This is a genomic window from Rhodococcus sp. 06-156-4, assembly GCF_002259345.1.
In the GTDB taxonomy this organism is placed as follows: Bacteria; Actinomycetota; Actinomycetes; order Mycobacteriales; family Mycobacteriaceae; genus Rhodococcoides; species Rhodococcoides fascians_E.
The window spans coordinates 508,997-535,631 of record NZ_NPGB01000018.1 but is presented as its reverse complement, the minus strand read 5'-3'; the positions used below and the strand labels follow the sequence as shown (position 1 = coordinate 535,631).

Annotated in this window: 28 protein-coding genes; 16 read left to right on the top strand and 12 right to left on the bottom strand. The window is 65.4% G+C overall.

The window, feature by feature from the left end; translation table 11 throughout:
- Window positions 1-46: 46 nt before the first annotated feature.
- Complete coding sequence (locus tag CH290_RS13285) at window positions 47-1,771, top strand: acyl-CoA dehydrogenase family protein (RefSeq protein WP_033189601.1); 1,725 nt, start codon at window positions 47-49, stop codon at window positions 1,769-1,771.
- On the opposite strand, the gene CH290_RS13280 is transcribed toward CH290_RS13285, so the two are convergent.
- Entirely contained in the window at window positions 1,768-2,358 is a 591-nt protein-coding gene (locus CH290_RS13280; protein ID WP_020110266.1) for a TetR/AcrR family transcriptional regulator, read from the bottom strand. The genes CH290_RS13285 and CH290_RS13280 overlap by 4 nt on opposite strands.
- A gap of 78 nt (window positions 2,359-2,436) precedes the next feature.
- On the opposite strand from CH290_RS13280, the gene CH290_RS13275 reads away from it, so the two are divergent.
- Window positions 2,437-3,930, top strand: coding sequence for a DHA2 family efflux MFS transporter permease subunit (locus tag CH290_RS13275; protein WP_019664199.1), 1,494 nt, complete (start codon window positions 2,437-2,439; stop codon window positions 3,928-3,930).
- On the opposite strand, the gene CH290_RS13270 is transcribed toward CH290_RS13275, so the two are convergent.
- The gene (locus tag CH290_RS13270) at window positions 3,845-4,285 is read right to left on the bottom strand and encodes a ferritin-like domain-containing protein (RefSeq protein ID WP_019664198.1); all 441 of its coding nucleotides are present in this window, start codon (window positions 4,283-4,285) and stop codon (window positions 3,845-3,847) included. The two genes, CH290_RS13275 and CH290_RS13270, sit on opposite strands and share 86 nt — an antisense overlap.
- Window positions 4,282-4,773: a hypothetical protein gene (locus CH290_RS13265; RefSeq protein WP_019664197.1), complete on the bottom strand. Its 492-nt coding sequence runs from the start codon at window positions 4,771-4,773 to the stop codon at window positions 4,282-4,284. The genes CH290_RS13270 and CH290_RS13265 overlap by 4 nt, the downstream gene beginning before the upstream one ends.
- Before the next feature lie 136 nt (window positions 4,774-4,909).
- Here CH290_RS13265 and rimP point away from each other — a divergent pair, with 136 nt between their 5' ends.
- The 8 genes from rimP (at window position 4,910) to CH290_RS13225 (ending at window position 13,210) form a co-directional block, all read left to right on the top strand.
- Window positions 4,910-5,485 (top strand): ribosome maturation factor RimP, encoded by a 576-nt coding sequence (gene rimP, locus CH290_RS13260; protein ID WP_027498559.1) that lies wholly within the window; start codon window positions 4,910-4,912, stop codon window positions 5,483-5,485.
- Window positions 5,482-6,492: a transcription termination factor NusA gene (nusA, locus tag CH290_RS13255; protein WP_019664195.1), complete on the top strand. Its 1,011-nt coding sequence runs from the start codon at window positions 5,482-5,484 to the stop codon at window positions 6,490-6,492. Before rimP ends, nusA begins: the two co-directional genes overlap by 4 nt.
- 112 nt (window positions 6,493-6,604) lie before the next feature.
- The gene (locus CH290_RS13250) at window positions 6,605-6,913 is read left to right on the top strand and encodes a YlxR family protein (RefSeq protein WP_020110262.1); all 309 of its coding nucleotides are present in this window, start codon (window positions 6,605-6,607) and stop codon (window positions 6,911-6,913) included.
- Window positions 6,914-7,053: 140 nt separating this feature from the next.
- Window positions 7,054-9,969: a translation initiation factor IF-2 gene (infB, locus tag CH290_RS13245; protein WP_080748734.1), complete on the top strand. Its 2,916-nt coding sequence runs from the start codon at window positions 7,054-7,056 to the stop codon at window positions 9,967-9,969.
- Window positions 9,970-10,094: 125 nt separating this feature from the next.
- Entirely contained in the window at window positions 10,095-10,385 is a 291-nt protein-coding gene (locus CH290_RS13240) for a DUF503 domain-containing protein (RefSeq protein ID WP_019664192.1), read from the top strand.
- A 32-nt stretch (window positions 10,386-10,417) separates the two neighbouring features.
- Entirely contained in the window at window positions 10,418-10,882 is a 465-nt protein-coding gene (gene rbfA, locus CH290_RS13235) for a 30S ribosome-binding factor RbfA (RefSeq protein ID WP_026347625.1), read from the top strand.
- A 5-nt stretch (window positions 10,883-10,887) separates the two neighbouring features.
- Window positions 10,888-11,874, top strand: a complete 987-nt coding sequence (locus CH290_RS13230) for a DHH family phosphoesterase (protein ID WP_033189602.1) — start codon at window positions 10,888-10,890, stop codon at window positions 11,872-11,874.
- On the top strand, window positions 11,861-13,210 hold the full coding sequence (locus CH290_RS13225) for an MATE family efflux transporter (RefSeq protein WP_033189603.1): 1,350 nt from the start codon (window positions 11,861-11,863) through the stop codon (window positions 13,208-13,210). The genes CH290_RS13230 and CH290_RS13225 overlap by 14 nt, the downstream gene beginning before the upstream one ends.
- Here CH290_RS13225 and CH290_RS13220 read toward each other — a convergent pair.
- From CH290_RS13220 to CH290_RS13200, 5 genes are read right to left on the bottom strand one after another with little or no spacing between them, the layout of a single operon-like run.
- On the bottom strand, window positions 13,192-14,265 hold the full coding sequence (locus CH290_RS13220) for a sulfate/molybdate ABC transporter ATP-binding protein (RefSeq protein ID WP_027498557.1): 1,074 nt from the start codon (window positions 14,263-14,265) through the stop codon (window positions 13,192-13,194). The genes CH290_RS13225 and CH290_RS13220 overlap by 19 nt on opposite strands.
- 13 nt (window positions 14,266-14,278) lie before the next feature.
- Window positions 14,279-15,088, bottom strand: a complete 810-nt coding sequence (locus CH290_RS13215) for an ABC transporter permease (protein ID WP_033189604.1) — start codon at window positions 15,086-15,088, stop codon at window positions 14,279-14,281.
- Window positions 15,085-15,906 (bottom strand): molybdate ABC transporter substrate-binding protein, encoded by an 822-nt coding sequence (gene modA / locus CH290_RS13210; protein ID WP_033189605.1) that lies wholly within the window; start codon window positions 15,904-15,906, stop codon window positions 15,085-15,087. The genes CH290_RS13215 and modA overlap by 4 nt, the downstream gene beginning before the upstream one ends.
- A 28-nt stretch (window positions 15,907-15,934) precedes the next feature.
- On the bottom strand, window positions 15,935-16,333 hold the full coding sequence (locus tag CH290_RS13205; protein ID WP_020110257.1) for a TOBE domain-containing protein: 399 nt from the start codon (window positions 16,331-16,333) through the stop codon (window positions 15,935-15,937).
- Between the two features lie 42 nt (window positions 16,334-16,375).
- Window positions 16,376-16,555, bottom strand: a complete 180-nt coding sequence (locus tag CH290_RS13200; protein ID WP_020110256.1) for a hypothetical protein — start codon at window positions 16,553-16,555, stop codon at window positions 16,376-16,378.
- 148 nt (window positions 16,556-16,703) lie between these two features.
- Here CH290_RS13200 and CH290_RS13195 point away from each other — a divergent pair, with 148 nt between their 5' ends.
- The 3 genes from CH290_RS13195 to truB are packed head-to-tail and all read left to right on the top strand — an operon-like array spanning window position 16,704 to window position 19,239.
- Entirely contained in the window at window positions 16,704-17,627 is a 924-nt protein-coding gene (locus CH290_RS13195) for a metallophosphoesterase family protein (RefSeq protein ID WP_019664183.1), read from the top strand.
- On the top strand, window positions 17,624-18,286 hold the full coding sequence (npt, locus tag CH290_RS13190) for a 4'-phosphopantetheinyl transferase Npt (RefSeq protein WP_019664182.1): 663 nt from the start codon (window positions 17,624-17,626) through the stop codon (window positions 18,284-18,286). The genes CH290_RS13195 and npt overlap by 4 nt, the downstream gene beginning before the upstream one ends.
- Before the next feature lie 26 nt (window positions 18,287-18,312).
- Window positions 18,313-19,239: a tRNA pseudouridine(55) synthase TruB gene (gene truB, locus CH290_RS13185; protein WP_033189606.1), complete on the top strand. Its 927-nt coding sequence runs from the start codon at window positions 18,313-18,315 to the stop codon at window positions 19,237-19,239.
- Window positions 19,240-19,249: 10 nt separating this feature from the next.
- Here the strand turns inward: truB and CH290_RS13180 are convergent, their stop codons facing one another.
- The 4 genes from CH290_RS13180 to CH290_RS13165 are packed head-to-tail and all read right to left on the bottom strand — an operon-like array spanning window position 19,250 to window position 22,548.
- Window positions 19,250-19,960, bottom strand: coding sequence for a metal-dependent transcriptional regulator (locus CH290_RS13180; protein WP_019664180.1), 711 nt, complete (start codon window positions 19,958-19,960; stop codon window positions 19,250-19,252).
- Between the two features lie 52 nt (window positions 19,961-20,012).
- A complete protein-coding gene (locus CH290_RS13175) occupies window positions 20,013-20,873 on the bottom strand; it encodes a metal ABC transporter permease (RefSeq protein WP_033189607.1) in 861 nt (286 codons plus the stop codon).
- A gap of 2 nt (window positions 20,874-20,875) precedes the next feature.
- Window positions 20,876-21,619: a metal ABC transporter ATP-binding protein gene (locus tag CH290_RS13170; RefSeq protein ID WP_019664178.1), complete on the bottom strand. Its 744-nt coding sequence runs from the start codon at window positions 21,617-21,619 to the stop codon at window positions 20,876-20,878.
- A complete protein-coding gene (locus CH290_RS13165) occupies window positions 21,616-22,548 on the bottom strand; it encodes a metal ABC transporter substrate-binding protein (protein ID WP_019664177.1) in 933 nt (310 codons plus the stop codon). Before CH290_RS13165 ends, CH290_RS13170 begins: the two co-directional genes overlap by 4 nt.
- A gap of 103 nt (window positions 22,549-22,651) precedes the next feature.
- Here CH290_RS13165 and CH290_RS13160 point away from each other — a divergent pair, with 103 nt between their 5' ends.
- The 3 genes from CH290_RS13160 (at window position 22,652) to CH290_RS13150 (ending at window position 26,600) form a co-directional block, all read left to right on the top strand.
- A complete protein-coding gene (locus CH290_RS13160) occupies window positions 22,652-23,620 on the top strand; it encodes a bifunctional riboflavin kinase/FAD synthetase (protein ID WP_026347622.1) in 969 nt (322 codons plus the stop codon).
- Window positions 23,621-23,724: 104 nt separating this feature from the next.
- Window positions 23,725-23,994, top strand: coding sequence for a 30S ribosomal protein S15 (gene rpsO / locus CH290_RS13155; RefSeq protein WP_020110253.1), 270 nt, complete (start codon window positions 23,725-23,727; stop codon window positions 23,992-23,994).
- A gap of 332 nt (window positions 23,995-24,326) precedes the next feature.
- Complete coding sequence (locus CH290_RS13150; RefSeq protein WP_020110252.1) at window positions 24,327-26,600, top strand: polyribonucleotide nucleotidyltransferase; 2,274 nt, start codon at window positions 24,327-24,329, stop codon at window positions 26,598-26,600.
- The last annotated feature ends 35 nt before the right edge of the window (window positions 26,601-26,635 follow it).

Genomic DNA, 26,635 nt, shown 5'->3' with positions numbered 1-26,635 from the left:
GTTACTCGCTGGTAGCTTCTAGCTAACCGACCAGGGAGAGATAACGATGGCGTCGCAGGTTTCTTTGTTCGATCCCACGAAGCTGGACACGTCGACACTCGACGACGAGTCAGCGCGGCAACTTCGGTCTCTGATCGACTGGTTCGAGGATCGAGGTAAGGCGAGGTTGCTCTCCGACGACCTCGACGCGGTCTGGACGGCGGACTTCCTCGCGTTCGTCGCGAAGGAGAAGCTGTTCGCCACGTTCTGCACGCCTGCTGCGTATGCGGACGGTGATCCGAACAAGCGATGGGATGCGTCGCGCAACGCGGTGCTCAGCGAGATCCTCGGCTTCTACGGCCTGTCCTACTGGTATGCGTGGCAGGTCACAGTCCTCGGGCTGGGTCCTGTCTGGATGAGCGACAACGACGCAGCCAAGCGTCGGGCCGCTGCGTTGCTGGACGAGGGCGGCGTCGCCGCGTTCGGTCTGTCCGAGCGGGCACACGGTGCCGACGTCTATTCGACCGACATGCTTCTGGCTCCGGGCGGGGGAGACGGCGTCGAGTTCACGGCGTCGGGCGAGAAGTACTACATCGGCAACGGCAATGTGGCAGGGACGGTGTCCGTGTTCGGTCGTCGCACCGATGTCGAGGGTCCCGAAGCGTACGTCTTCTTCGTTGCGGACAGTGGCCATGACGGATACGTGTTGCGAGACAACGTGGTTCACGGTCAGATGTTCGTCAGCACGTTCGCGCTCGAGAACTACCCGGTCCGTGCCGAGGACATTCTGCACACCGGCGCCGACGCGTTCTCCGCGGCACTGAACACCGTCAACGTGGGCAAGTTCAACCTGTGCACGGGGTCGATCGGCATCTGCGAGCACGCCTTTCACGAGGCAATCACCCACGCGCACAATCGCATCCTCTACGGCAACCGGGTCACCGAATTTCCGCACGTGAGAGCAAGTTTCGTCGATGCGTACGCGCGGCTGATCGCCATGAAACTGTTCAGCGCTCGTGCCCTCGATTACTTCCGATCCGCGTCGGCGGAGGACCGTCGGTATCTCCTGTTCAATCCGATGACCATGGCCAAGGTCACGTCGGAGGGCGAAACCGTGGTTCGTACACTGCACGACGTCATCGCGGCGAAGGGGTACGAGAAGAACACGTACTTCAGGGAGGCGGCGCAACTGATCGGTACGTTGCCCAAACTCGAAGGCACGGTCCACGTCAACGTGGCGTTGATGCTCAAGTTCATGCCGGCGTACATGTTCGCGCCCACGGAGTTTCCGGCGGTCGAGGTTCGCGACGACGCGTCGGACGACGCCTTCTTCTTCGCTCAGGGACCGGCGCGCGGCGCGAGCAAGGTCCGGTTCCAGGACTGGGTGCCCGTGTACGAGAAATACTCGGCCGTGCCCAACGTCGGGCGCTTCTACGAGCAGGTGTTGGCGTTCAGGCAGTTTCTGACCGAGTCGGCGCCCAACGAGGAGCAGCAGCGTGATCTCGACTTCCTGCTGAACGTCGGGCATCTGTTCTCGCTCGTGGTCTACGGTCACTTGATTCTCGAGAGCGCGGACGCGGTGTCGACCGAAGTTCTCGATCAGATCTTCGACTTTCAGGTACGCGATTTCTCTGCGTATGCCGTTGCGTTGTACAGCAAGCCGTCCTCGACGGAGGCGCAACAGGCATGGGCTGTCGGCGCGCTGCGCAAACCCGTCGTGAACGCCGCGAGATTCGACGCGGTGTGGGGTGAGGTTCTGGCGTACGACGGGGTCTACGAGATGCGGCCCTAGCCCGAGGTCTTGACGAACTGGGCCAGCTTCGGCCCGAACGCGCAATCGGCGAGTTCGGCGAGGGGAGACTCCTCGGTCGAGTGTTCGACTGCCTGGATGGCCAGCAGGCAGTTGAGCAACATGCCGTGCGCGATGAAGTCGCGGGCCTCGTCGGGCGTGCACCCGGTGCGTCCGCGTATCTGGGTGTAGATCGCGGACATGCCGTCACGCGCTTGGGTCCCGATCTCCGGTGTGGTGCTCGCGGTGAAACCGTGCATCATGACCAGCAGAAGGTCTCGGTCGGTGACGAGGGCCGCGTACGCCCGACCCAGTGCGGGCCAGACGTCGGACTCCGACGGTGACTCGTCGAGAACGCGATCGAACGCGCGCATGATCCCGTCGATCGCGCGCTGGAACACGAGGCGAAACAATTCGCTCTTGGTGCCGAACATCCGGACGACGTAGGGCTGAGACACGCCCGCTTCCTTGGCGACGGCGTCGGTGCTGGTTCCGGCGTAGCCGCCCCGGGCAAATGCTCGAGTGGCAGCGTCGAGCACCAATTCACGGCGATCGGCTGCGTCCATGCGGGTGGTCTTCGGCGCTGGCATGTTGACAGGTTATCAGTTGATAACTAGCGTTCCGATTCAAGTAATCATTCGATGCTTACATAACTCGGAGGCTTTCTCATGTCCACGAAGACAGCTCCGCCACGGATCGATACCGAACGGCGAATTCCGATCTGGGTCGGGATTCTCGCCGCGTCGCTACCGATGTTCATGGCGACCCTCGACAACCTGGTGATGACCAGTGCGCTCCCGGTGATCCAGGCAGACCTGTCGGCCTCGGTCGGAGAACTGCAGTGGTTCATGAACGCGTACACGCTCAGCTTCGCGACGCTGATGCTCGCGGCCGCGACGCTCGGCGACCGGTGGGGCCGCCGCAACGTCTTCCTCGGGGGCATCGCCGTGTTCACGATCGCCTCGATCGGTTCCGCACTTGCGACGACACCGGCGATGCTCATCGCCGCCCGAGCGATTCAGGGCGTGGGAGCCGCCGCGATCATGCCGCTGTCGCTGACGCTCCTCGCCGGAGTCGTACCCGCCGCGAAACGTGCACTGGCCATCGGGATCTGGGGCGGAGTGTCCGGTCTCGGTGTCGCGCTCGGTCCGGTCGTCGGCGGCGCGGTCGTGGACGGCATCTCGTGGGAGGCCATCTTTTGGATCAATGTCCCCGTGGCACTCGTCGCGGTGCCACTCGCCCTCGTGGCGCTGAAGGAGTCCTACGGACATCGTCAGCCGCTGGACCTCGTCGGAATCCTGCTCGCGGGCGCGGGTGTCTTCCTGCTGGTGTGGGCGGTGGTGCACGGAAACGAGGACGGCTGGGCCTCGACGACGGTGCTTCTCTCGTTCGTCGGATCGGCGGTGTCCATGGTGGCGTTCGTGTTACGTCAGAGGTCGACGGAACATCCGGTCGTTCCACTTCGGTTGTTCCGCTCTCGCAGTTTCTCCGTCGCCAACATCATCGGTGTGTCGTTCACTCTGGGGATGTTCGGCGCGGTCTTCCTTCTGTCTCAGTATCTGCAGATCGTCATGGGATACACACCGTTCCAAGCAGGACTGCGGACGTTGCCGTGGACGGCTGCCCCGATGATCGTGGCACCCCTCGCAGGTGTGTTGGCACCCCGGCTGGGTCTACGGACGCTGCTCGTCGCAGGTCTGACGTTGCAGTCCGGAGCCTTGGTGTGGATGGCGGCGATACTGGAACCGGGAACGACGTACATCAGCATGGTTCCCGCCCTGGCCATGGCCGGAATCGGAATGGGCCTCACGTTCGCGCCGTCGGCGACGGCGGTGCTCACCGACATGGCCGACGTCGATCACGCCACGGCCAGCAGCACCAACTCGACCATTCGCGAGATCGGTATCGCGCTCGGAATCGCTGTTCTCACAGCGGTCTTCCTGGGCAGCGGGGGATCGTTGACTCCCACCGGATACACCGATGCGCTGGCGCCCGCGCTGTTGGTCGGCGCCGCAGCAGTCGCGGTCGGAATTCTGGCCGCACTGTTCATGCCCTCGGGCATCGGCGCGACGACGCCTACGGCTGACCCGGAAACGCCACCGTCGACGGAACCACTCCCAGGATCGTCCGCCAGTTCGCAAGTCGCAGCGCAGCTTCGGTGAGTGCAGTGATTCCGATCTCGCGCGTGGGGCCGGACCGGCTGCGCTCGATCACCGAGCGCCACGCGACGGACGTGTCCGCCTCGGCCTGAGCCGCCAATTGGGCCGCGGTGACGGGGTCGGTCACCGGAAACGGCGTCGCGTACGCGGTCGCGGGCTGCGGCGGGGTGACGCTCGCCGCAGTCAACGCGTCGATGGTGGCGTCACGTCGCGCCCGATGAGCCGCCGCGTAGGTCGCCACCAGTTCCGCCCGCGCAGGATTGGAAAATGCCCCGACGATCCCGTAGGCGAACACCGCGGCGTACTCGGCCTCCAGCGCATCGACGAGCGCCTGCTGCTCTTCACCGAGTTCGTTCACGCCAACACCACCTTCACCGAGGTCGTGCACGCGGCGCTGATCGATCCCAGCAGGCCGGCGCGGAAGCCGGATTCGTTGCGTGCCGAATCAGCGGCGCTGCGTGCCGAATCGGTGAGGGCCGCCACCAGTTCGTCCCACGTCGGAGTCGGGCCATCGGTCGTGGTGGAGGTCGCAGGCGTGGTCGTCGACCCGCCTGCGACGCGGTCGATCTCCGTCGCCAATGCGTCGGCATGCGCGGTGCGCTCGAGTTCCACGACCGACAGTGCAGCAGCACGATCCGGGATCGAGGCGGCGAGTGCCGCGGCCGATCGCGCGTCCTGACGAGCCTGCCGCAGGTGGGTGGTGAGTGTGTCCACCGTCTCGGCGGTGTCCTCGCCCGGCGTGCAGGCCGTGACCGAGGTGAGCCCGGCCGCCGCGAGGGCCGCCCCCGCTACCAGTCGAAACGACGCGCGACGTGTGAGTGGGCGAGATAGCGCGGGCGTCAGCACGCGTCCATGCTGCCAGGTCTCACTTTGCCGGTGCGCACCCGCACCTGGTCACGGGCCGCCGCGATGGGCGCTAGGCTGTACGTTCACCGTCTGAGGAACCGATCCGCCCACAACTTCACGAGGAGTGCACACCACGATGCCTGTTCCGTCCAAGGAGAGGGTCGTCGAGCTCCTGTCCGACCTGATCGACGCACACGGTTTCGACCTCGAGGACGTCACCGTCGTCGCAGCCGGCAAGCACAGTGCCGTTCGGATCATGGTCGACCGTGAACAGGGAATCGATCTCGACACTCTGCCGTCGCTCAGCCGTGAGATCTCCGACGTGTTCGACGGGGTGTCGGACTTCGGCGAGGCGCCGTACACACTCGAAGTCACCACTCCCGGAATCGACCGACCTCTGACGCTGGAACGGCATTGGCGTCGGGCACGGGGTCGAGCGGTACGGATCGAGTTGCCGGACGAGAAGTTCGACGCCAGGATCGGCGCACTCGACACGGGCGTCGTGACGGTCGTGACGAAGACGAAGGGTGTTCTGTCGACGCGCCGGGTGGCGCTGACGGACGTCGTGAAAGCAGTTGTGCAGGTGGAATTCTCGCGGCCCAAGCCCGAGGAGATGGAATTGGCGGGCGGCGTCGTGGACGGCCGGCCGGCGCCGGCCGACGCCGAGAACACCGTGAACGTGGAAGAACCAGAAGAAGGGTCCGACAAGTGAATATCGACATTGCCGCGCTGCGCGCCATCGAGGCGGACAAGGGTATCTCGATCGAGACGGTCATCTCGACCATCCAGACCGCTCTGTTGACCGCATACCGCCACACGGAAGGTCATCAGCAGCACGCCTGGATCGACGTCGACCGCAAGAGCGGCTCGGTGAAGGTGATGGCCAAGGAGATCGACGAGGACGGGAACACGATCTCGGAGTGGGACGACACTCCCGAGGGATTCGGCCGCATCGCAGCGACCACTGCTCGCCAGGTCATTCTCCAGCGTCTGCGTGACGCCGAGCACGAGCGCTCCTTCGGAGAATTCTCGACGCACGAAGGCGAGATCGTCGGCGGCGTCATCCAGCGAGACACGCGTGCCAACGCGAAAGGCACCGTGATCGTCCGGATCGGAAGCGACGCCAACGGCGCCGACGGACTGTTGCCTCCCGCCGAGCAGGTTCCGGGCGAGTCGTACGAGCACGGTGAACGCATCAAGTGCTACGTCGTGGGCGTCGCGCGCGGAAACCGTGGACCTCAGATCACTCTGTCGAGAACCCACCCGAATCTCGTGCGCAAGTTGTTCGCCCTCGAGGTGCCCGAGATCGCGGACGGTTCCGTCGAGATCATCGCCGTCGCTCGCGAGTCCGGTCACCGGTCGAAGATCGCGGTGACCTCCACGGTGTCCGGCCTCAACGCCAAGGGCGCGTGCATCGGTCCGATGGGTCAGCGTGTGCGCAACGTGATGAGCGAGCTGGCGGGGGAGAAGATCGACATCATCGACTTCGACGAGGACCCCGCCCGCTTCGTCGGGAATGCTCTGTCGCCGTCGAAGGTTGTATCGGTGACGGTGGTCGACGCGGCCGCTCGTGCCGCACGCGTCATCGTCCCCGATTACCAGCTGTCTCTGGCGATCGGCAAGGAAGGGCAGAACGCTCGATTGGCTGCCCGTCTGACCGGATGGAGAATCGATATCCGCAGCGACGCTGCCGTGGCACCCGAGGCGACCAGCGGGTAAAGACAGAATGCGGGGTTCGGGGCAATACAGCGGTAGAGTAGTCGGTGGTTCGGAATTGAACTCCACGCCCTTCCGTCATGGGAGCACCGGTTCGACGCCTACACGTCTGCCGGTGCGCACCTGTGTCGGATGCAAGGAGCGGGTTCCGGCAGTCGATCTGCTGCGAGTCGTGGTCGGTCGGACGGGTGATTCGGATTCCTCGGAATTCGTGATCGTCCCGGACGTCCACCGCAGGCTTCCAGGTCGGGGCGCGTGGCTGCATCCCGTCTCGGAATGTCTGGTCAATGCGGAACGACGCCGAGCATTCGGCAGAGCACTACGAGTACAAGGAGTGGTCGACGTGACCGCGGTGAAAGCCTTCATCGGAAACGGTGTGGAGGCAGACACCGAGGGACCGGTGGCTCCGAATACAGAGCAGTGAATGCAGAGCTACACCCGTCGAGAAGAACAGGCAACAGCACTGATGAGCACACCGTGAAGCACCAACGATGAACGTCCATCGGAGATAACCCGAGGTCGTGCGGGCACCATGCCTCGCTCGGCCTCTCAGTGAGGAGAGCAGTGGCAGGCAAGGCCCGCGTGCACGAGTTGGCCAAAGAACTCGGTGTCACCAGTAAAGAACTACTCGCACGGCTCAAGGAGCAGGGCGAGTTCGTGAAGTCCGCATCATCCACCGTCGAGGCGCCGGTGGCGCGTCGACTTCGTGAATCCTTCCCGTCCGGAGCATCGGACTCGGCTCCCGCCGCAGGCGCGTCGAACGGCTCGCCCAAGCCGGCACCGTCCGCCAAGCCTGGTGCGGGACCCCGTCCGGGCCCGAAGCCCGCGGCACGCCCGGCAGCTCCGGCCCCGTCCGCTCCGGCGGCATCGGCTCCGGCTCCGGAGAGCACCCCTCAGCAGTCGGCACCCCAGCAGTCGGCACCCCAGCCGTCCGCTCCGGCACGCCCGGCTGCTCCGGCGCCGTCGCGTCCCACTCCGGCTCCTGCTCGCCCCGCGGCGCAGGCTCCGGCAACCGAGAACGCAGCACCGGCGGCTCCAGCCGCGTCTGCTGCGCCGGCGGCTCCCGCAGGACCCAAGCCGGGCGCACCCGGCCCGAAGCCCGGTCCCAAGGCGCCCCGTGTCGGCAACAACCCGTACTCGTCGGCTCCGGCCGAGCGTCCGGCACCGCGCCCCGCACCGGGCGGACCTCGCCCCGGCGGCGGTCGTCCGGCACCCAGTCAGGGTGGACCTCGCCCGGCTGCGCCCCAGGCGGGTAGCCGTCCGGCACCCGGCCAGGGCGGTCCCCGTCCGGCTCCGGGCCAGGGTGGCCCACGTCCGAGCCCCGGTTCCATGCCTCCGCGCCCGAACCCGGGTGCAATGCCTACTCGTTCGGCACGTCCGGGACCTGCAGCAGGTCGCCCGGGCCGCCCAGGCGGCGCTCCAGGCGGTCGTCCGGGTGGTGGCGGTGGCTACCGCGGCGGCGGCGCACCCGGCGCTCCCGGTGGTGCTCCTGCAGGTGGAGCTCCCGCAGGCGGATTCCGCGGTCGCCCAGGTGGTGGCGGTCGTCCAGGCCAGCGCGGTGCAGCAGCCGGTGCCTTCGGGCGTCCAGGTGGTGCTCCTCGGCGTGGACGTAAGTCGAAGCGTCAGAAGAGGCAGGAATACGACTCCATGCAGGCGCCCGCCGTCGGCGGCGTCAGGCTGCCACGCGGCAACGGCGAAACGATTCGCCTTGCCCGCGGTGCGTCGCTGTCCGATTTCGCGGAGAAGATCGACGCGAACCCGGCGGCACTCGTGCAGGCCCTGTTCAACCTCGGCGAGATGGTGACGGCCACTCAGTCGGTCAACGACGAGACGCTGGAACTGCTCGGCGGCGAGATGAACTACGTCGTCCAGGTCGTCAGCCCGGAGGACGAGGACCGCGAGCTGCTCGACAGCTTCGACCTGACCTACGGCGAGGACGAGGGTGGCGAGGAAGACCTCGAACAGCGTCCTCCTGTGGTCACCGTCATGGGCCACGTCGACCACGGTAAGACCCGCTTGCTCGACTCGATCCGCAACACGGCCGTTCGTGAGGGCGAAGCCGGCGGAATCACGCAGCACATCGGTGCCTACCAGGTGTTGACCGAGCTCGAAGGCAACGAGCGTCTCGTGACCTTCATCGACACCCCCGGTCACGAGGCCTTCACGGCCATGCGTGCTCGCGGTGCCAAGGCCACCGACCTCGCAATCCTGGTCGTCGCGGCCGACGACGGCGTCATGCCGCAGACGGTCGAGGCCATCAACCACGCGCAGGCTGCGGATGTACCGATCGTGGTCGCGGTCAACAAGATCGACAAGGAAGGCGCGAACCCGGACAAGATCCGGCAGCAGCTGACCGAGTACGGACTGGTTGCCGAGGAGTACGGCGGCGACACAATGTTCGTCGACATCTCCGCCAAGCAGGGCACCAACATCGATGCCCTCCTCGAAGCGGTGCTGCTGACGGCGGATGCTGCTCTCGACCTGCGGGCCAACCCGGACATGGACGCTCAGGGTGTTGCCATCGAGGCACACCTCGACCGCGGTCGTGGACCGGTGGCGACCGTGCTCATCCAGCGCGGAACGCTCCGCGTCGGCGACTCGATCGTGGCGGGTGACGCCTACGGACGTGTTCGTCGCATGGTCGACGAGCACGGTGCCGATGTCACCGAGGCACTGCCGTCGCGGCCGGTTCAGGTCGTCGGCTTCACCTCGGTGCCCGGAGCAGGCGACAACCTCCTCGTCGTCGACGAGGACCGCATCGCCCGTCAGATTGCCGATCGACGCAACGCACGCAAGCGCAACGCGCTCGCCGCGAAGAGTCGCAAGCGCATCAGCCTCGACGATCTCGATGCAGCTCTGAAGGAGACTTCGCAGCTCAACCTGATCCTCAAGGGTGACAACTCCGGAACGGTGGAGGCCCTCGAAGAGGCTCTCCTCGGTATCGAGATCGACGACGAAGTCGAACTGCGCGTCATCGACCGCGGTGTCGGTGGCGTCACGGAGACCAACGTCAACCTGGCGTCGGCATCCAACGCGATCATCATCGGCTTCAACGTGCGCGCGGAGGGCAAGGCCACCGAGCTGGCCAACCGCGAGGGCGTCGACATCCGGTACTACTCCGTCATCTACCAGGCGATCGACGAAATCGAGAAGGCCCTCAAGGGCATGCTCAAGCCGATCTACGAAGAGGTGGCACTGGGTCAGGCCGAAATCCGCGCGCTGTTCCGTTCCTCCAAGGTCGGAAACATCGCAGGTTGCCTCGTCACCTCCGGTACGATCCGTCGCAATGCCAAGGCTCGGTTGCTGCGTGACAACGCAGTGGTCGCGGAGACCGTCACCATCTCCTCGCTTCGCCGCGAGAAGGACGACGCGGTCGAGGTGCGCGAGGGATACGAATGTGGTCTCACGGTGACGTACTCGGACATCAAGGTGGGAGATGTCATCGAGGCGTACGAGCTTCGTGAGAAGCCTCGCGACTAGTGACGTGGTCACTGGTGGCAGTGGTGAGTAGGGGAGTGGCACTGCATTGAGTTCTGCTTCGGCGGCGGTACGGCACACGTACCGCCGCCGGAGCGTCTCACGCGAACCGATCGAAGGAAGGCCTCGTGTACCTGGGTGCTCTGGAGCTGGACGTACTGCTGGGGGACATACGTTCGCTTGCCGACAAGCGGTCGACCGTGGAACCGGTCCTGTCGGAACTGCAGCGGTTCGGTGTGTCCGCGGCGGAGACGGGTGAACGTGACCGATTTCGGCGCTCGCTGTTCGGTATAGCCGCGGTCGGATCGGATGTCGACGGTCTGCACGACAAGCTGGACGAATGCGAGCGGCACGTCGCCGAGCGTCACGATCTGGAATTGTTGGCAGTAAGAAGAAGAATTTTCGGTCCCGAGGACTGACTCGGACACCGTGTGTGAGGAGCGTGGAGTTCATGGTGGATCAGGCGAGAGCTCGGCGGCTCTCCAAGCGAATTGCCGCCATCGTTGCGACGGCCATCGACCACGAGGTCAAGGACCCGCGGTTGGCGTTCGTGACCATCACCGACTGCAAGGTCACGGCTGACCTGCACGATGCGACGATCTATTACACCGTCATGGGTGAGGACCTGGACACCGCACCTGATCTCGAGGGTGCAGCCGCCGGTCTGGAGAAGGCGAAGGGCGTTCTCCGGTCGAAGGTCGGCGCAGGTACGGGAGTGCGGTTCACCCCCACGTTGACGTTCGTGACGGACACCGTTCCGGACACGGCGCGGCACATGGAGGAACTGCTCGCCCGCGCGCGCGAAGCGGACAGCGAAGTCGCCAGGGTCGCGGCCTCCGCCAAGCCGGCCGGTGACCCGGATCCGTACAAGGCTCCGCGCGAAGCATCGTCGGACCCGAACGCCGACCTGGACTGATCGACGTGACGACGACACCCGGCATCGAGTCGGTGGAGACCGAGCTCACCTCGGCTGTGTCCTTGCTGGACACCGCGCAGAGCGTGACCGTGCTCTGCCACGTGCACCCGGATGCCGACACGATCGGGAGCGGCTTGGCCCTTGCTCTGGTCCTGCATCGCCGAGGCGTCCCGGTACAGGTGTCGTTCGCCGTCCCCGACACGCTTCCCGAGTCCATGAACGAGCTGCCTGGGTGCGGGCTGCTCGTCCCGTCGGACGAAGTCCGGTCTCAGGTGGATTTGGTGGTGACGGTCGACGCGGGCAGCCGCGAGCGTCTCGGTAGCTTGGCGAGTCGGATCGACTCGGCGCGCGCGTCCCTGGTGATCGACCATCACCGTTCCAACACTCGATTCGGATCGCTGAACGTGGTCGACGCCGACGCCGAGTCCACGACAGCCGTCATCACCCGCCTTCTCGATCTCTGGAACGTCGACATCGATGCCGAGTTGGCGCACTGCCTGTTCGCGGGCCTGGTGACCGACACAGGCTCGTTCCGGTGGGTACGTCCCGGCTCGCATCTGCTGGCCGAGCGCTTGCTCGCGACGGGTATCGACGGTGGTGCCATCGCACGCAAACTTCTCGACAGTCACCCCTTCGGCTGGCTGCCCATGCTCGGTTCCGTCCTCGGTTCGGCAACGCTGGTGCCCGACGCAGTCGGCGGTCGTGGCCTGGTGTACGCGGCGATCCTTCGTGAGAACTCCGAAGGGCTTCGGTCCGAGGAGATCGAAAGTGTCATCGACATCGTCCGAACCACCACGGAGGCAGAAGTAGCGGCGGTACTGAAGCAGCAGGCGGGCGACGAATGGACGGTGTCGCTTCGGTCGAAGGCATCGGTCGACGTGTCCTCGGTGGCAGCAACTCTGGGCGGCGGTGGCCATCGCAACGCTGCCGGCTTCACTGCTTTCGGCTCGAAATCGGACGTGATCGAGACTCTGACAGATGCCCTCGGGTGACGTCGACGCCTCCCCGGATGCGTCACCTCGTCGGATACTCGCGCTTGCGCTTCCCGCGCTCGGTGTCCTCGCTGCGGAACCGTTGTACCTGCTGTTCGATGCGGCTGTCGTAGGTAGGCTCGGAGCAGCGGCCCTTGCCGGGCTGGCGGTCGGCGGCCTGGTACTGGCCCAGGTCAGTACCCAATTGACGTTCCTGTCCTACGGCACGACTGCCCGCGCTGCCCGCATGCACGGAGCGGGTCGTGAACGTGACGCCGTGGGCGAGGGCGCGCAGGCGACCTGGCTCGCACTGATACTCGGAACAGTCATCGTGGGCGTCATGCAGATGCTGTGCGTACCGATCCTCACCGTCATCGGCGGCGGCGGCGACATCACGGCCCAGGCAGTGCAGTGGTTCCGCGTCGCGGTGCTCGGCGTGCCGTTCATTCTCGTGTCACTTGCCGGGAACGGGTGGATGCGTGGTGTCCAGAACACGGTGAGGCCTCTTCGATTCGTCCTGGTCGGGCTCGGCCTGTCCGCTGTGTTGTGCCCACTGCTGGTGCACGGACTCGCGGGGTTCCCCGATCTCGGCCTCGTCGGATCCGCAGTGGCAAACGTCGTCGGCCAGGCTGTGTCGGGCGCGTTCTTCGTGGCCGCGGTGGTGCGTTCCGGCGTGCCGCTGCGACCGTCGTGGTCGATCATGCGCGCACAGTTGGTACTGGGTCGCGACCTCGTCCTCCGCAGCCTGGCATTCCAAGCGTGCTTCCTGTCGGCCGCGGCCGTGGCGTCGAGATTCGGTGCCGCGTCGGTCGCCGCCAATCAGGTGGTCCTGCACATGTGGAACCTGGTGTCCCTCACGCTCGACTCTCTTGCCATAGCCGCGCAGACCTTGGTGGGCGCGGCGCTGGGTAGAGGGGATGTGCGCGGTGCCACCCGCCTCGGATGGCGACTGACGGTGTGGTCCACGATCTTCGCCGCGGTCCTCGCGGGCGTGTTCGCGGTAGGCCGTCCGGTGATACCGGCTCTGTTCACCACCGACGGCAGCGTCGTGGCCGAGATGCACTCGATCTGGTGGATCTTCGTCGTCATCGTTCCGATCGCCGGTGTGGTGTTCGCCCTCGACGGGGTGCTCCTCGGCGCAGGCGACGCAGCATTCCTCCGCACGGCCACACTGGCGTGCGCTCTGATCGGATTCCTACCCGCGATCTGGATGGCCCTGGCCTTCGACTGGGGACTGCGCGGAATCTGGTTCGGGCTCGGCGTGTTCGTCACCCTGCGCATGATCGCGGTCGTGGTGAGGACACTGTCCGGCAAGTGGGCACTGGTCGGCGCCGACATTCAGCGTGAGGCCGGATGAATCGTCACTTCCTGGCTCTTGACGACGAAGAACACGTCCATCCCAGGTTCGAGGTGCAATTCCGCGACGGCGGCAGGCGTCACATCCGCGGCGATGCCGGGGCTGCCGTCCGAATGCTTGGCCGCACGTAGTCGAACGGTGGCGCCGTGGACGTCCATCTCGGCGATCGTCACCGGAAAGACGTTGCGCGGACTCGCATGCGGGGCTTCGATGTGGACGGCGACCGACGACGGCGCGAACACGGCGACGGCACCGCCTGCCACGGACTCCCCGTGACCGTGGACCGTCGAACCCCAGGCGGTCGTCAGCGAGCCAGTGCTGTCCGCGGTCCCGGCGACCAGGTTCACCCCGGCTATCCTGGCGGCGAATGCGCTGCGAGGCGCGGTGAGTACCTCGGTCGTCGGGCCCCGCTCGACGATCCTTCCCTTCTCGACGACGACGACGGTGTCCGCGAGTGCCAGTGCGTCGAGCAGGTCGTGGGTCACCACGACGGCGGTGCGTCTCTGCTCGCGCAGGACGGTGCGGAGCAAGCGGCGCACCGCAGGCGCAGTGTCGATGTCGAGGGCGGCCATCGGCTCGTCGAGAAGAAGAACCCGCGGGTCGGCCGCGAGCGCTCGTGCGATGGCTACTCGCTGGGCTTGTCCGCCCGAGAGCCCTCTCGGTCGGCGGTCGGCGAGCTCCAGCGCGTCGACCGCGCCGAGCCACGTACGGGCCGTCGTATGCGCCTGACGTCGCCCGGCTCCTCGGCTGCGCGGCGCGAACGCGACGTTGGCCTCGACCGACAGATGCGGAAACAGCAGTGGCTTCTGCGTAAGGCTCGCCACGCCACGTGCATGAGCGGGGACGAATGTCCCAGTGCTGGTGTCGGTCACGACGTCCGGCCCCAGCACGACACGTCCTGTATCCGGTCTGAGCAGGCCTGCTATCAGCGAGAGCAAGGTGGACTTGCCTGCTCCGTTCGGCCCGAGGACAGCGACCGTCTCGCCGTCGTCGGCGTCGAACTGTATGTCCACGCCGCGGGCGGCGACGTCGGCGCTCAGGTGTATCGAACTCACAGCACAGGCCCCCTCACAATGCGCCGGCGACCCGGCGACCGCGTGCTGCGACGACGATGACGGCGGCGACCACGATCAGCAGCAGGGACAGTGCGACGGCAGCGTCGGCATCGGTTTCACGCTGGAGGTAGATCTCCAGTGGCAGAGTCCTCGTTCTTCCTTCCAGCGATCCCGCGAACGTCAGCGTGGCACCGAATTCACCGAGGGCACGGGCGAATGCGAGAACCGCGCCGGACACGAGGCCGGGCAACACCAACGGAACGGTGACCCGGCGCAGCACCGTGGTGGGCTTCGCACCGAGAGTGGCGGCCACTGTTTCGTAGTCGCGGCCCGAAGTCCGCAGTGCGCCTTCGAGGCTCACCACGAGGAAAGGCAGAGACACGAACGTCTGCGCCAGGACCACTGCCGTCGTCGAGAAGGCAATCGAGATACCCCATGCTTCGAGATGTTCACCGATCAATCCGAGACGACCGAACGTGTAGAGCAGGGCGATCCCGCCGACGACGGGAGGCAACACGAGGGGGAGCAAGACCAGCGCACGAAGGACGGACAGACCGGTGAATTCCGTCCGTGCGAGGACGAGCGCCATCGGAACTCCGAACACGACGCACAGCAGCGTGCTGATCGCGGCGGTCTTCAGGCTGAGCAGCAGGGCCGTCCGCGACGACTCCGACGTGACGAGCGGAACGAAGTCGGTCCACTCGATTCGAAGGAGAATCGCGACGAGTGGAAGGACCACGAACACTGCGCCGACTGCCGCGGGGACGAAGATCCAGCCCGGTAGGCCGAGTCGGACGTCGTTCCCGCGGCGCGTAAAGATCACGGTGCGGCGAATCCTGCCTCGGCCAGAACTTTCCGGCCCTGCTCTCCGGTGACGAGGGCTTCGAATGCGGCTGCGGTGGCGGCGTTGTCGCTGTTCTTCAGCACCACGATCGGGTAGGTGTTGACGGCACCCGACGCCTCCGGGAACTCGACCGCGGTGACCTGATCGCCGGCGCCCGCGGCGTCCGTGACGTAGACCAGGCCCGCGTCGGCCTGGCCCGAGGTGACCTTACCGAGTACGTCGGTGACGGCGGACTCCTCACTGACCGCGGGGATCGTGGTTCCGGTAGCGTCCTCGACCTTCTGGGTGGCACTTCCGCACGGAACCTGGGGTGCGCAGACGACCGTCAGTACGTCCGGGTTCGCGAGGTCCGCGAACGACGTCACGTTCTTGGGGTTGCCCGGAGCAGTGACGATGGTGAGTGTGTTCGTGGCGAAGTCCACCGGGTCCCCGTCGACGAGATTCCCTTCCACCGCCTTGGTCATGTTGTTGGTGTCGGCCGAGGCGAAGACGTCGGCGGGAGCGCCCTGAGCGATTTGGTTCACCAAGTCGGACGATCCGGCGAAATTGAATTCGACGGTGACGCCGGGGTGCTCGGCCTCGAACGTCTCGCCGAGCTCGGTGAACGTGGCCTTCAGTGACGCGGCTGCGAACACGGTGATGTCACCGGTGACGTCGGATCCCGACGAAGATTCGGACGCGCTGGTGGGCTCGGTCGAGTCCACCAGCGCGTCCGAATCGTCGGCGTTCGAGCATGCGGACAGAAGTGCGGCGCACGATCCGACTGCGACGAGAGTAGTGACGAGTGATCGCTTCAATGGTCTTCCTCCACGAGAAATGGCCTGTTCAGGGCGCTTCGACGATGACGGTGGTTGCTTTCACGACGGCGACGGAGATCTTCCCCGGTTCGAGCCCCAGTGTGCGTACCGATTCCGTGCTCATCAGCGAGACGACGGTGAACGGTCCGCACTGCATTTCGACTTCGCTCATCACGGTGTCCGAGGTGACCTTGGTGACGAGTCCGACCAACCGGTTCCGCGCCGAACTCTCGGTGCCCGTCGGGTCCGGCGGCGGCGACGCGTGGTCTCGGGCGAACGTGGCGAGCACGGCGCCGTCGACGACCTTGCGGCCCGCCTCGTCCTTGCCTGCGGGTAGGGCTCCGCTGTCGATCCATCGGCGCACCGTGTCGTCGCTCACGCCGAGCAGGGCGGCGGCGTCGCGTACCCGAATCCGTGATTGCGGCATGAATGAGACTTTAGACCAGCAGATGCGGATCCACTGCGTCGATCATCGGTTTCGTCGGGAGATCACCCTCTGCGCGGCGAAGTGAGCCGCGAGCAACGCGACGATGCAGACGACCGCGGTGATCGCGAACCCGGTCACGAAGTTGTCGGAGGCGATTCCGGCGAGGAACGCGGCCATGACCGACAGAATCAGACCCGCCCGGAGCGCGCTCTTGTTTCCCATGTGTCCGATTCTCGCATCCGGCCGACGCCGTGGGTCGAGCGCGCGTCGCCGGTAGTGGCAGGGGACAATCAGGAATGGCAGGGGTCAACCACGCGTTGGTTCTGCATCGAGGACGCAACCACACCGTGATCGGAAGGACTTCTGGCCTGTGACAGCCAAGCTCTGGGCAGTCAGCGACATCCACGTCGGCCACCGCGGTAATCGGCCGGTCACCGAGGACATTCATCCCGAGTCTCCCGAGGATTGGCTCATCGTCGCCGGTGACGTCTCCGAGAAGACGGACGACATCAGATGGGCGCTGGAACTGCTGCGCAGCAGGTTCGCCGAGGTGATCTGGGTGCCGGGAAATCACGAGTTGTGGACCACGGCGAAGGATCCGGTTCAGATCCACGGCGTTGCACGCTACGAGTACCTGGTGAACCTGTGTCGCGAGATCGGCGTCGTGACACCGGAGGATCCGTACCCGGTCTGGGAGGGCGAAGGGGGACCGGCGACGTTGGTACCGATGTTCCTCCTCTACGACTACTCGTTTCTGCCGCGAGGTGCGATCGACAAGGAGCACGGACTGAAGATCGCGCGGGACAAGAACGTCGTCGCAACGGACGAATTCCTTCTCTCGCCCCAGCCGTACGCCACCAGGGACGCTTGGTGCCGGGCTCGAATCGACAGCACTCGTGCACGACTCGACGCGCTCGACACTTCCGTTCCCACGGTTTTGATCAATCACTTCCCGATGGTTCGGCAGCCGACCGACGTTCTATTCTATCCGGAGTTCGCTTTGTGGTGCGGCTCGACGCTGACCGCGGATTGGCACACCCGTTACAACGCGATCTGCTCGGTCTACGGGCATCTGCACATTCCGCGGACGACATATTACGACGGGGTGCGGTTCGAGGAGGTGTCCGTCGGCTACCCGCGAGAGTGGCAGCGACGTGGTCTGCCGTCGAACGTGCTGCGTCAGATTCTCCCGGTTCCCGAGTACCCCGAGGGCACGCTGAACAAATGGGGCGGTCACTTCACGGTGACTCCCGAAATGGAGGCGGAAGTAGAGAAGATGAGGGCGAACAAGTGATCGAGTCGATCCTGCCGAACGGTGTCGTCGCTGCAGAACTCTTCGAAGATCCGCCCGGGCTGCAACCGCATCCGCTCGAGGCGCCGCTCGTGGCGAAGGCGGTGGACAAACGCAAGCGTGAATTCACGTCGGCCCGTCACTGCGCCCGCGTTGCGATGGACAAGCTCGGTGTCGAGCCGGCTCCGATCCTGCGCGGCAAGTCCGGTGCGCCGCAATGGCCCAAGGGTGTCGTCGGCTCGCTGACGCATTGCGACGGGTATCGAGGTGCCGTCCTGGCGCACGCCCTGCAGATCCGCTCGGTGGGTATCGACGCCGAACCTCACGGCCCTCTACCCGACGGGGTTCTCGATGCCGTGAGCCTGGACAAGGAACGTGAGTGGCTGTCGGGGGCGGATTCCAGTCTTCACTGGGATCGGCTTCTGTTCTGCGCCAAGGAAGCCACCTACAAGGCGTGGGAGCCGCTGACGGGCAGATGGCTCGGATTCGAGGACGCCCACATCACGTTCGAGCGAACGGGTACGGGAACCGATCTGTCCGGAACGTTCCACTCGACCCTTCTGGTGCCGGGCACCACGATCAGTGGACCCCCGCTGAGCTCGTTCGACGGTAGATGGCTCGTCTCCGACGGACTGATCGTCACGGCGATTGCAGTGACCTGACCTGCCTCCTGGCAGAATGAACTCCCGTGTCTGCACGTGGGAAGTTGTCGTCCGGCCTCGTCGGCGCCGGGTTGTTGATCGTCGACAAAGAAGCCGGGGTGACGAGCCACGACGTGGTCGCGTCGTGCCGAAAGTTGCTGAACACCCGCAAGGTCGGGCATGCGGGGACCTTGGACCCGATGGCCACGGGGGTGCTCGTGTTGGGAATCGAACGGGCGACGAAGATGCTCGGTCTGCTGGCGTTGACGACCAAGGCGTACACCGCGACCATCCGGCTCGGGCGTACCACGACCACCGATGACGCCGAAGGGGACACCGTCCTCGACGTCGACGCGTCGGCAGTGACGGACGAGGCGGTCGCTCGGCACGTGGCCGTGTTGACCGGTGAGATCGATCAGGTCCCGTCCAGTGTCAGCGCCATCAAGGTGGACGGTCAGCGCGCGCACAAGTTGGTGCGGGCCGGCGAGGACTTCACGATTCCGTCACGGCGAGTGACGGTGACGAGGTTCGATGTCGTGGGCCGACAGGACGTGCCGGACGGCGGTTTCGTCGATCTCGACGTGGAGGTCGACTGTTCGTCCGGAACTTACGTGCGTGCTCTGGCGCGTGATCTCGGCGACGCGCTGGGGGTGGGTGGCCACCTGACGGTGCTGCGCCGCACGAGAGTCGGTCCCTTCACTCTCGAACATGCGCGCACGCTGGAGGACCTTGCCGAATCACCGTCGGTCAGCCTGGATATCGACGAGGCCGCGAGGACGGCCTTTCCGCACCGTGAGATCAGTGCGGAGGAAGCAGAGTCGATCAGCCAGGGGCGGTGGCTCGATCCGATCGGTCTGTCGGGGGTGTATGCGGCGATCGATCCGACCGGTCACACCATCGCCCTGTTGCAGGAGAAGGGCAAGCGTGCAAGTTCGGTGATGGTCGTGAGGCCGGCGACACTGCGCGGCCTGTAGGGCACCGTCGTCAGGCGGGGATCATCCAGATCGCCTCGGCGGCCCGTTGGCCGAGGTCGATCGGGCCTGCGCTCTCGGTCTTGCCGAGTTCGATGGCGACCGTTCCGGCGAAGTCACGGCGCTCGACGACGGTGATCGACAGGTCGAGGGTGATACCGACGGAGTCGAAGTAGCGAAGCATCGCCGGATCGGAATCCGAGATGCGGGCAACGCGGCCACACTGCCCGTCCACGTAGTCGCTCAGGCGCGTTGCTTCCGGTGAGGCGATGTCGCCGTCGACGGACGGGATCGGGTCGCCGTGCGGATCGCGTTCGGGGAAGCCGAGTTTGGCGTCGATCCGCGCCATCATGAGATCCGAGACCGCGTGCTCGAGGATCTCGGCTTCGTCGTGCACCTCGTCCCATCCGTAACCGAGTTCGCGAACGAGGAAGGTCTCGATCAGGCGGTGACGACGCACCATCGCGATCGCCGCGGTGCGTCCGCGTTCGGTCAGCGAGATCGCGCCGTAGCGCGCGTGGTCGACCATGCCCTGGTCGGCCAGCTTGCGGATTGCCTCGGACACCGTGGATGCGGACACTCCGATGCGCTCCGACAACATCTTGGTGCTGACCGAGTCCTCGCTCCACTCGCTGGCTGTCCAGATGACCTTCAGGTAGTCCTGTGCAACGGCCGACAGTTGCACGTTTTCGGCCGCGATAGGTTCACCGGTTCTTTCCGCCACGAAAGCGAGCTTAGGCAATCCACTCGGAAATGACACGTTGCCTCCGGCGCGTTCAGGCCGCGACCTCCGTGCGCCTGCGCACCGCGAGAGTCACCAGACCCTGGCTCGGGCTGAACAGGTACGCGAGCAGGAACACCAGTCCCTGTGCCAGCACAACCATGCCGCCTGACGACACGTCGAGGTAGAAGCTGACGTAGATGCCCACCACGGCGCAGCCGACGCCGATGGTCGGCGCGAGCACGAGCATCCGCCCGAAGCGATCGGTCAGCAGGTACGCGGTGGCGCCTGGCGTGATGAGCATGGCGACCACGAGGATCACTCCGACGGCCTGAAGCGCGACGACGGTGGTGAGGGCGAGCAGCGTCAACATCAGACCCGAGAGCACGGTCGGGGAGATGCCGACGGCCTGAGCCTGCGTGCGGTCGAACGCGAACAGCGTGAAGTCCCGGCGCTTGGCGACCATCACGCCGAACGCGAGACCGCCGAGCACGATCACCTGCCACATGTCGCCGCGTGACACTCCGAGGAGGTTGCCGAACAGAATGTGATTGAGGTCGATCTGGCTCGGAAACTTCGAGATCAACACGACGCCGAGCGCGAACAGAGTGGTGAACACCACCCCGATCGCGGCGTCCTCCTTCACCCAGGTGGTGTTGCGGACGACGCCGATCGCTCCGACGGCGATCAGTGCGAACAGCAGTGCGCCGATCGCGAACGGTGCGCCGAGTAGATAGGACAGCGCCACGCCGGGAAGGACGGCGTGCGAGACGGCGTCGCCCATGAGCGACCATCCGATCAGCACGAGCCAGCAGCTCAACACCGCGCACACGATCGATGCGACGACCGTCACGAGCAGCGCACGCTGAATGAAGGTGTACTGCAGAGGTTCGACGATGATGTCGACGAGAACCATGGTCAGCTCGCTTCCGATGTGGTCGAGACGCCGAAGGCCAATGCCAGGTTGTCCGGTTTCAGAACCTCTCGGGGATCTCCGTGCATCAGGACCCGCTGTTGAAGCAGGACGGCCTCGTCGCACAGATCCGGGAGAGCGTGCAGGTCGTGCGTCGAGACGAGGATCGTCGAGCCGGCCGCCGCGATTTCCTTCAGCAACCGAGTGATGGTGGCCTCGGTGCGCTTGTCCACCCCTGCGAACGGTTCGTCGAGCAGCAGGAGTGACGCCTCCTGGGCGATGGCTCGCGCCACGAACGCTCGTTTGCGCTGGCCGCCCGACAGTCGGCCGATCTGGCGATCCGCGAGGTCGGTGAGGTTCACTCGGTCCAGGGCGGCGTCGACGGCGTCGTGATCCCGTGCACGTGGTGAGCGCATCCAGTTCTGCTTGCCGTAGCGACCCATCATCACCACGTCTCGGACGCTGACGGGGAACGTCCAGTCCACCGACTCACTCTGCGGGACGTAACTGACCGTCCCGTTCTTGCGGGCGGCGGCGGGCGCCCCTCCATGGATTCGAATGGATCCGGTGTTCGGTCGGACGACGCCCATGATCGCTTTGAACAGGGTCGACTTGCCGGATCCGTTCATCCCCACGAGGCCGCAGACGCGGCCGGATTCGAGGGTGAGGGAGGCGTCGCTCAGTGCGGTCACCTCACGGTAGGCGACGGAGACTCCGACGATGTCCAGTGCTGGTGTCATGGTGGTCATTCCGGCTTTCCGAGTAGTGCGTCGGTGATGGTGCGAGCGTCGTAGGCGAGAAGGTCGAGGTAGGTGGGTACGGGACCGTCCTGATCACTGAGCGAGTCGACGAACAGTTTGCCGCCGAAGCGTGCTCCGGTGTCCTCGGCTACCTGCAGCTGTGCCTTGTCGGACACGGTCGACTCGCAGAACACCGCGGGAACGTCGTTGTCCTCGACGAACCGGATCGCGGACACCACCTGCTTCGGCGTGCCTTCCTGCTCGGCGTTGACCGGCCAGAGGTAGGCCTCCTGCAGGTCGAAGTCCCGGGCGAGATAGCTGAACGCACCCTCGCACGACACGAGGGCACGTTGCTCGGCGGGCAGCCGATCGAGATCGCGCTTCAGCTCGTCGCCGACAGCGCGCAGTTCGAGTTTGTAGCTCTCGGCATTGGCGCGGTAGTCCGACTCGTTGGCCGGATCGAGGCGCACGAACGCCGCGGCGATGTTGTCCACGTAGGTCTCGGCGACGACGGGAGACATCCAGGCGTGTGGGTTGGTCTTCCCGGCGTACGCGTCGTCACGGATGAACACGGGCTCGACACCAGCGCTGACGACGGCGTGCGGTGCGGGAACTCGTTCGACGAACTTCTCGAACCACGATTCGAGTCCCAGGCCGTTGTCGAGAATGAGCTCGGCTCCCTCCGCCGTCCGCAGATCTCCCGGCGTCGGCTCGTACCCGTGGATCTCGGCACCGGCCTTGGTGATCGACTCGACGCGGAGGTGGTCCCCGGCGACATTGCGTGCCATGTCTGCAAGCACCGTGAACGTCGTGAGGACGAGCGGGCGCCCGTCGTCGGCGATGATCGGTTCGTCGTCGCCTACGGAGCGGGCGCAGCCCGCCAGAATCGCAACGCCGAGCAGGACGGCTGCGATGCGTCGAAGAAATAAGTTCGGCACACCGAAATCTTGGCAGAGTGTTTGCAGGTTTGTCCACTGCTGTTCGCCGCGACATGTCCATCCGGAAGTGACCCACGCCGACGCGGGCCGTAGGCTTCTCCTCGTGCAGAGATGGCGAGGTCTCGACGATGTACCTGCCGACTGGGGTCGTTGTGTTCTCACGATCGGCGTATTCGACGGCGTCCACCGTGGTCACGCCCAGTTGATCAGCCGTGCGGTGACGTCGGCCGAGGAGCGTGGAATACCCAGTGTGCTCATGACTTTCGATCCGCACCCGATGGAAGTGGTGCGGCCCGGAACGCATCCGGCGCAGCTGACGACGCTCACGCGTCGGGCCGAGCTGGCGGAAGAATTGGGCATCGACGTGTTCTGCGTGATGCCGTTCACTCCCGAACTGATGAAGCTGACGCCGGAGCGCTACGTCCACGAGATTCTGGTGGAGCGGTTGCATGTCGCCGAGGTCGTGGTGGGGGAGAACTTCACCTACGGCAAGAAGGCGCTCGGCAACGTCGAGTTGCTGCGCAAGGTCGGCGACCGATCCGGTTTCGCCGTCGACGGCGTCAATCTTCTGGCCGAGCATGCGGTCACCTTTTCGTCCACGTACATCCGTTCGTGTGTCGACGCGGGTGACGTGTCCGCGGCTGCTGCTGCGTTGGGGCGTCCTCACCGCGTCGAGGGCGTCGTCGTGCACGGCGACGGTCGCGGACGCCAACTGGGATATCCGACGGCGAACGTCGCGCCACCGATGTATTCGGCCATCCCGGCGGACGGCGTCTATGCGGCGTGGTTCACCGTGCTCGGTCCCGGCCCGGTCATCGGCACCGTGACTCCGGGTGAACGTCACCGCGCTGCCGTGTCCGTCGGCACCAACCCGACGTTCTCGGGTCGGACCCGGACGGTCGAGGCGTTCGTGTTGGACAGTGACGGTGACCTTTACGGGCAGCACGTCGCGGTCGATTTCGTCGAGCGGATTCGCGGAATGGAGAAGTTCGAATCGATCGACGATTTGATCGAGGAGATGGGTAGGGACGCGGAGAAGGCCCGCGCCGCCCTGACCGACCGACTTTCGTGACCGGCTGCCTCTCCTGGTAGGCTGCCTTCTCGGTGCATGCTGCGGTCCGTGGTGGCTGCGCCGCTTTCCTTTCCCGCGGACGTCAGTGATCAGGAGTAGTACCAGTGGCATTGACCACCGAACAGAAGAAGGCCGTTCTCGGCGAGTACGGCTTGCACCCGACCGACACCGGTTCGCCCGAGGCGCAGGTCGCGATGCTCACCAAGCGCATCACCGATCTCACCGAGCACCTGAAGAAGCACAAGCACGACCACCACTCCCGCCGCGGCCTGCTGCTGCTGGTGGGACGTCGTCGTCGCCTGCTGAAGTACATCGCGAAGGTGGATGTCACCCGGTACCGTTCGCTCATCGAGCGTCTGGGACTGCGTCGATAACATCGGCGCCGACGCGCCCGCGAAAGTGGGCCGTCTTCGAAATATGCAGTAGCCAACGAGGCAGTGCTTAGACTGTTCCTCGTTGGCTATCTGTGTTTGGCACGCCAGCAAGACAAGCGAACACATGGGTGTTCGCACATCGCCGTGATCGCCCGATGCACCCAGGGTGTCGGTCTTCGGTAGTGGCCTTGGCGGACGAAGCTCTCGTCCCCAGGGCTTCGATCGATGGCCGCCCCCGAGCAACAGCGACCGCAGCCCTGCCTGCACATGGCAGCGGGGCCAGAGGTCCGTCGGTGCGCGCACGGCAAAGACGAGAGGACGAGAAGAAGAGAATGACAGACACCACCAACCTGGACGTCGAAGAAGGCGTCTACGAAGCAACTGCCGTCATCGACAACGGCACCTACGGCAAGCGCAGCATCCGGTTCGAGACCGGTCGCCTCGCCCAGCAGGCATCCGGCGCCGTCGCTGCCTACCTCGACGAGGACACCATGCTGCTGTCCGCCACGTCGGCAGGCAAGAGCCCGCGCGAAGGGTTCGACTTCTTCCCGCTGACGGTCGACGTCGAAGAGCGGATGTACGCCGCCGGACGCATCCCCGGATCGTTCTTCCGTCGTGAGGGTCGCCCCTCCACCGACGCCATCCTCACCTGCCGCCTCATCGACCGGCCGCTGCGCCCGACGTTCGTCGACGGTCTCCGCAACGAGATCCAGGTAGTCATCACCGTCCTGAGCCTCAACCCGGCCGATCTCTACGACGTCGTGGCCATCAATGCGGCATCCGCGTCCACGCAGATCGCAGGCCTGCCGTTCTCCGGCCCCATCGGTGGTGTGCGTGTCGCGCTCATCGACAAGCAGTGGGTCGCGTTCCCGACGGTCGAGCAGCTCGAGAAGGCCGTCTTCAACATGGTCGTCGCGGGACGCATCGTCTCGGGCTCCGGCGCCGACGCCGACGTCGCGATCATGATGGTCGAGGCCGAGGCCACCGAGAACGTCATCGAGCTCATCGAGGGCGGTGCACAGGCACCGAACGAATCCATCGTGGCCGAGGGGCTCGAAGCCTCGAAGCCGTTCATTGCTGCGCTGTGTACCGCACAGCAGGAGCTCGCCGCCAAGGCCTCCAAGCCGACCGGTGACTTCCCCCTGTTCCCGCCGTACCAGTCCGACGTCTACGACGCCGTCGCCAATGCAGCTCAGATCCCGTTGAGCGAAGCACTGACGATCGCAGGCAAGGCCGAGCGCGAGAACAAGCTCGACGAGGTCAAGGCTCAGGTACTCGAGCAGGTCTCCGACTCGTTCGAGGGTCGTGAGAAGGAAATCGGTGCCGCGTTCCGCGCGCTGACCAAGAAGTCGGTGCGTCAGCGCATCCTGACCGACCACTTCCGTATCGACGGCCGTGGCGTCACCGACATTCGTTCGCTGTCCGCCGAGGTCGCGATCATTCCGCGTACCCACGGCTCGGCGCTGTTCGAGCGCGGCGAGACGCAGATCCTCGGTGTCACGACACTCGACATGGTCAAGATGGCGCAGCAGGTCGACTCGCTCGGACCCGAGACGTCCAAGCGCTACATGCACCATTACAACTTCCCGCCGTACTCGACCGGTGAGACCGGTCGCGTCGGATCGCCGAAGCGTCGCGAAATCGGCCACGGTGCGCTCGCCGAGCGCGCGCTGTTGCCGGTTCTGCCGAGCCAGGCCGAGTTCCCATACGCCATCCGCCAGGTCTCCGAGGCGCTGAGCTCCAACGGCTCGACCTCGATGGGTTCGGTCTGCGCGTCGACGCTGTCCTTGCTCAATGCCGGTGTGCCGCTGCGCGCTCCCGTCGCGGGCATCGCCATGGGCCTGGTGTCCGACGAGGTCGACGGCGAAACCCGTTACGTTGCATTGACCGACATCCTCGGCGCCGAAGATGCCTTCGGCGACATGGACTTCAAGGTCGCTGGTACCAAGGACTTCGTCACGGCACTTCAGCTGGACACCAAGCTCGACGGAATCCCGTCGAAGGTTCTGGCAGGCGCGCTGTCGCAGGCGAAGGACGCACGCACCACGATCCTCGAGGTCATGGCCGAGGCCATCGACGCGCCGGACGAGATGAGCCCGTACGCACCTCGTGTCACGGCCATCAAGGTTCCCGTCGACAAGATCGGCGAGGTCATCGGACCCAAGGGCAAGATGATCAACTCCATCACCGAGGAGACCGGCGCCAACATCTCGATCGAAGATGACGGCACCGTCTACGTCGGTGCAGCGGACGGTCCGTCCGCTCAGGCCGCGATCGACAAGATCAACGCCATCGCCAATCCGCAGTTGCCGAAGGTCGGCGAGCGCTTCCTCGGAACCGTCGTCAAGACAACGGCTTTCGGTGCATTCGTTTCGCTGCTTCCCGGCCGCGACGGCTTGGTGCACATCTCGAAGCTCGGCGGCGGCAAGCGCATCAACAAGGTCGAGGACGTCGTGAGCGTCGGATCGAAGCTTCGTGTGGAGATCGCCGATATCGACAACCGCGGCAAGATCAGCCTCGTTCCCGTCGAGGAAGAGGGAGCAGCTGCTGCAGGCTCGTCCGATTCGGCTCCGGCCGACGCACCTGCCGAGGCAAACGCTGAGTAAGAAGCAACAAGGCAGAACGGTACGTTCCTACGGGA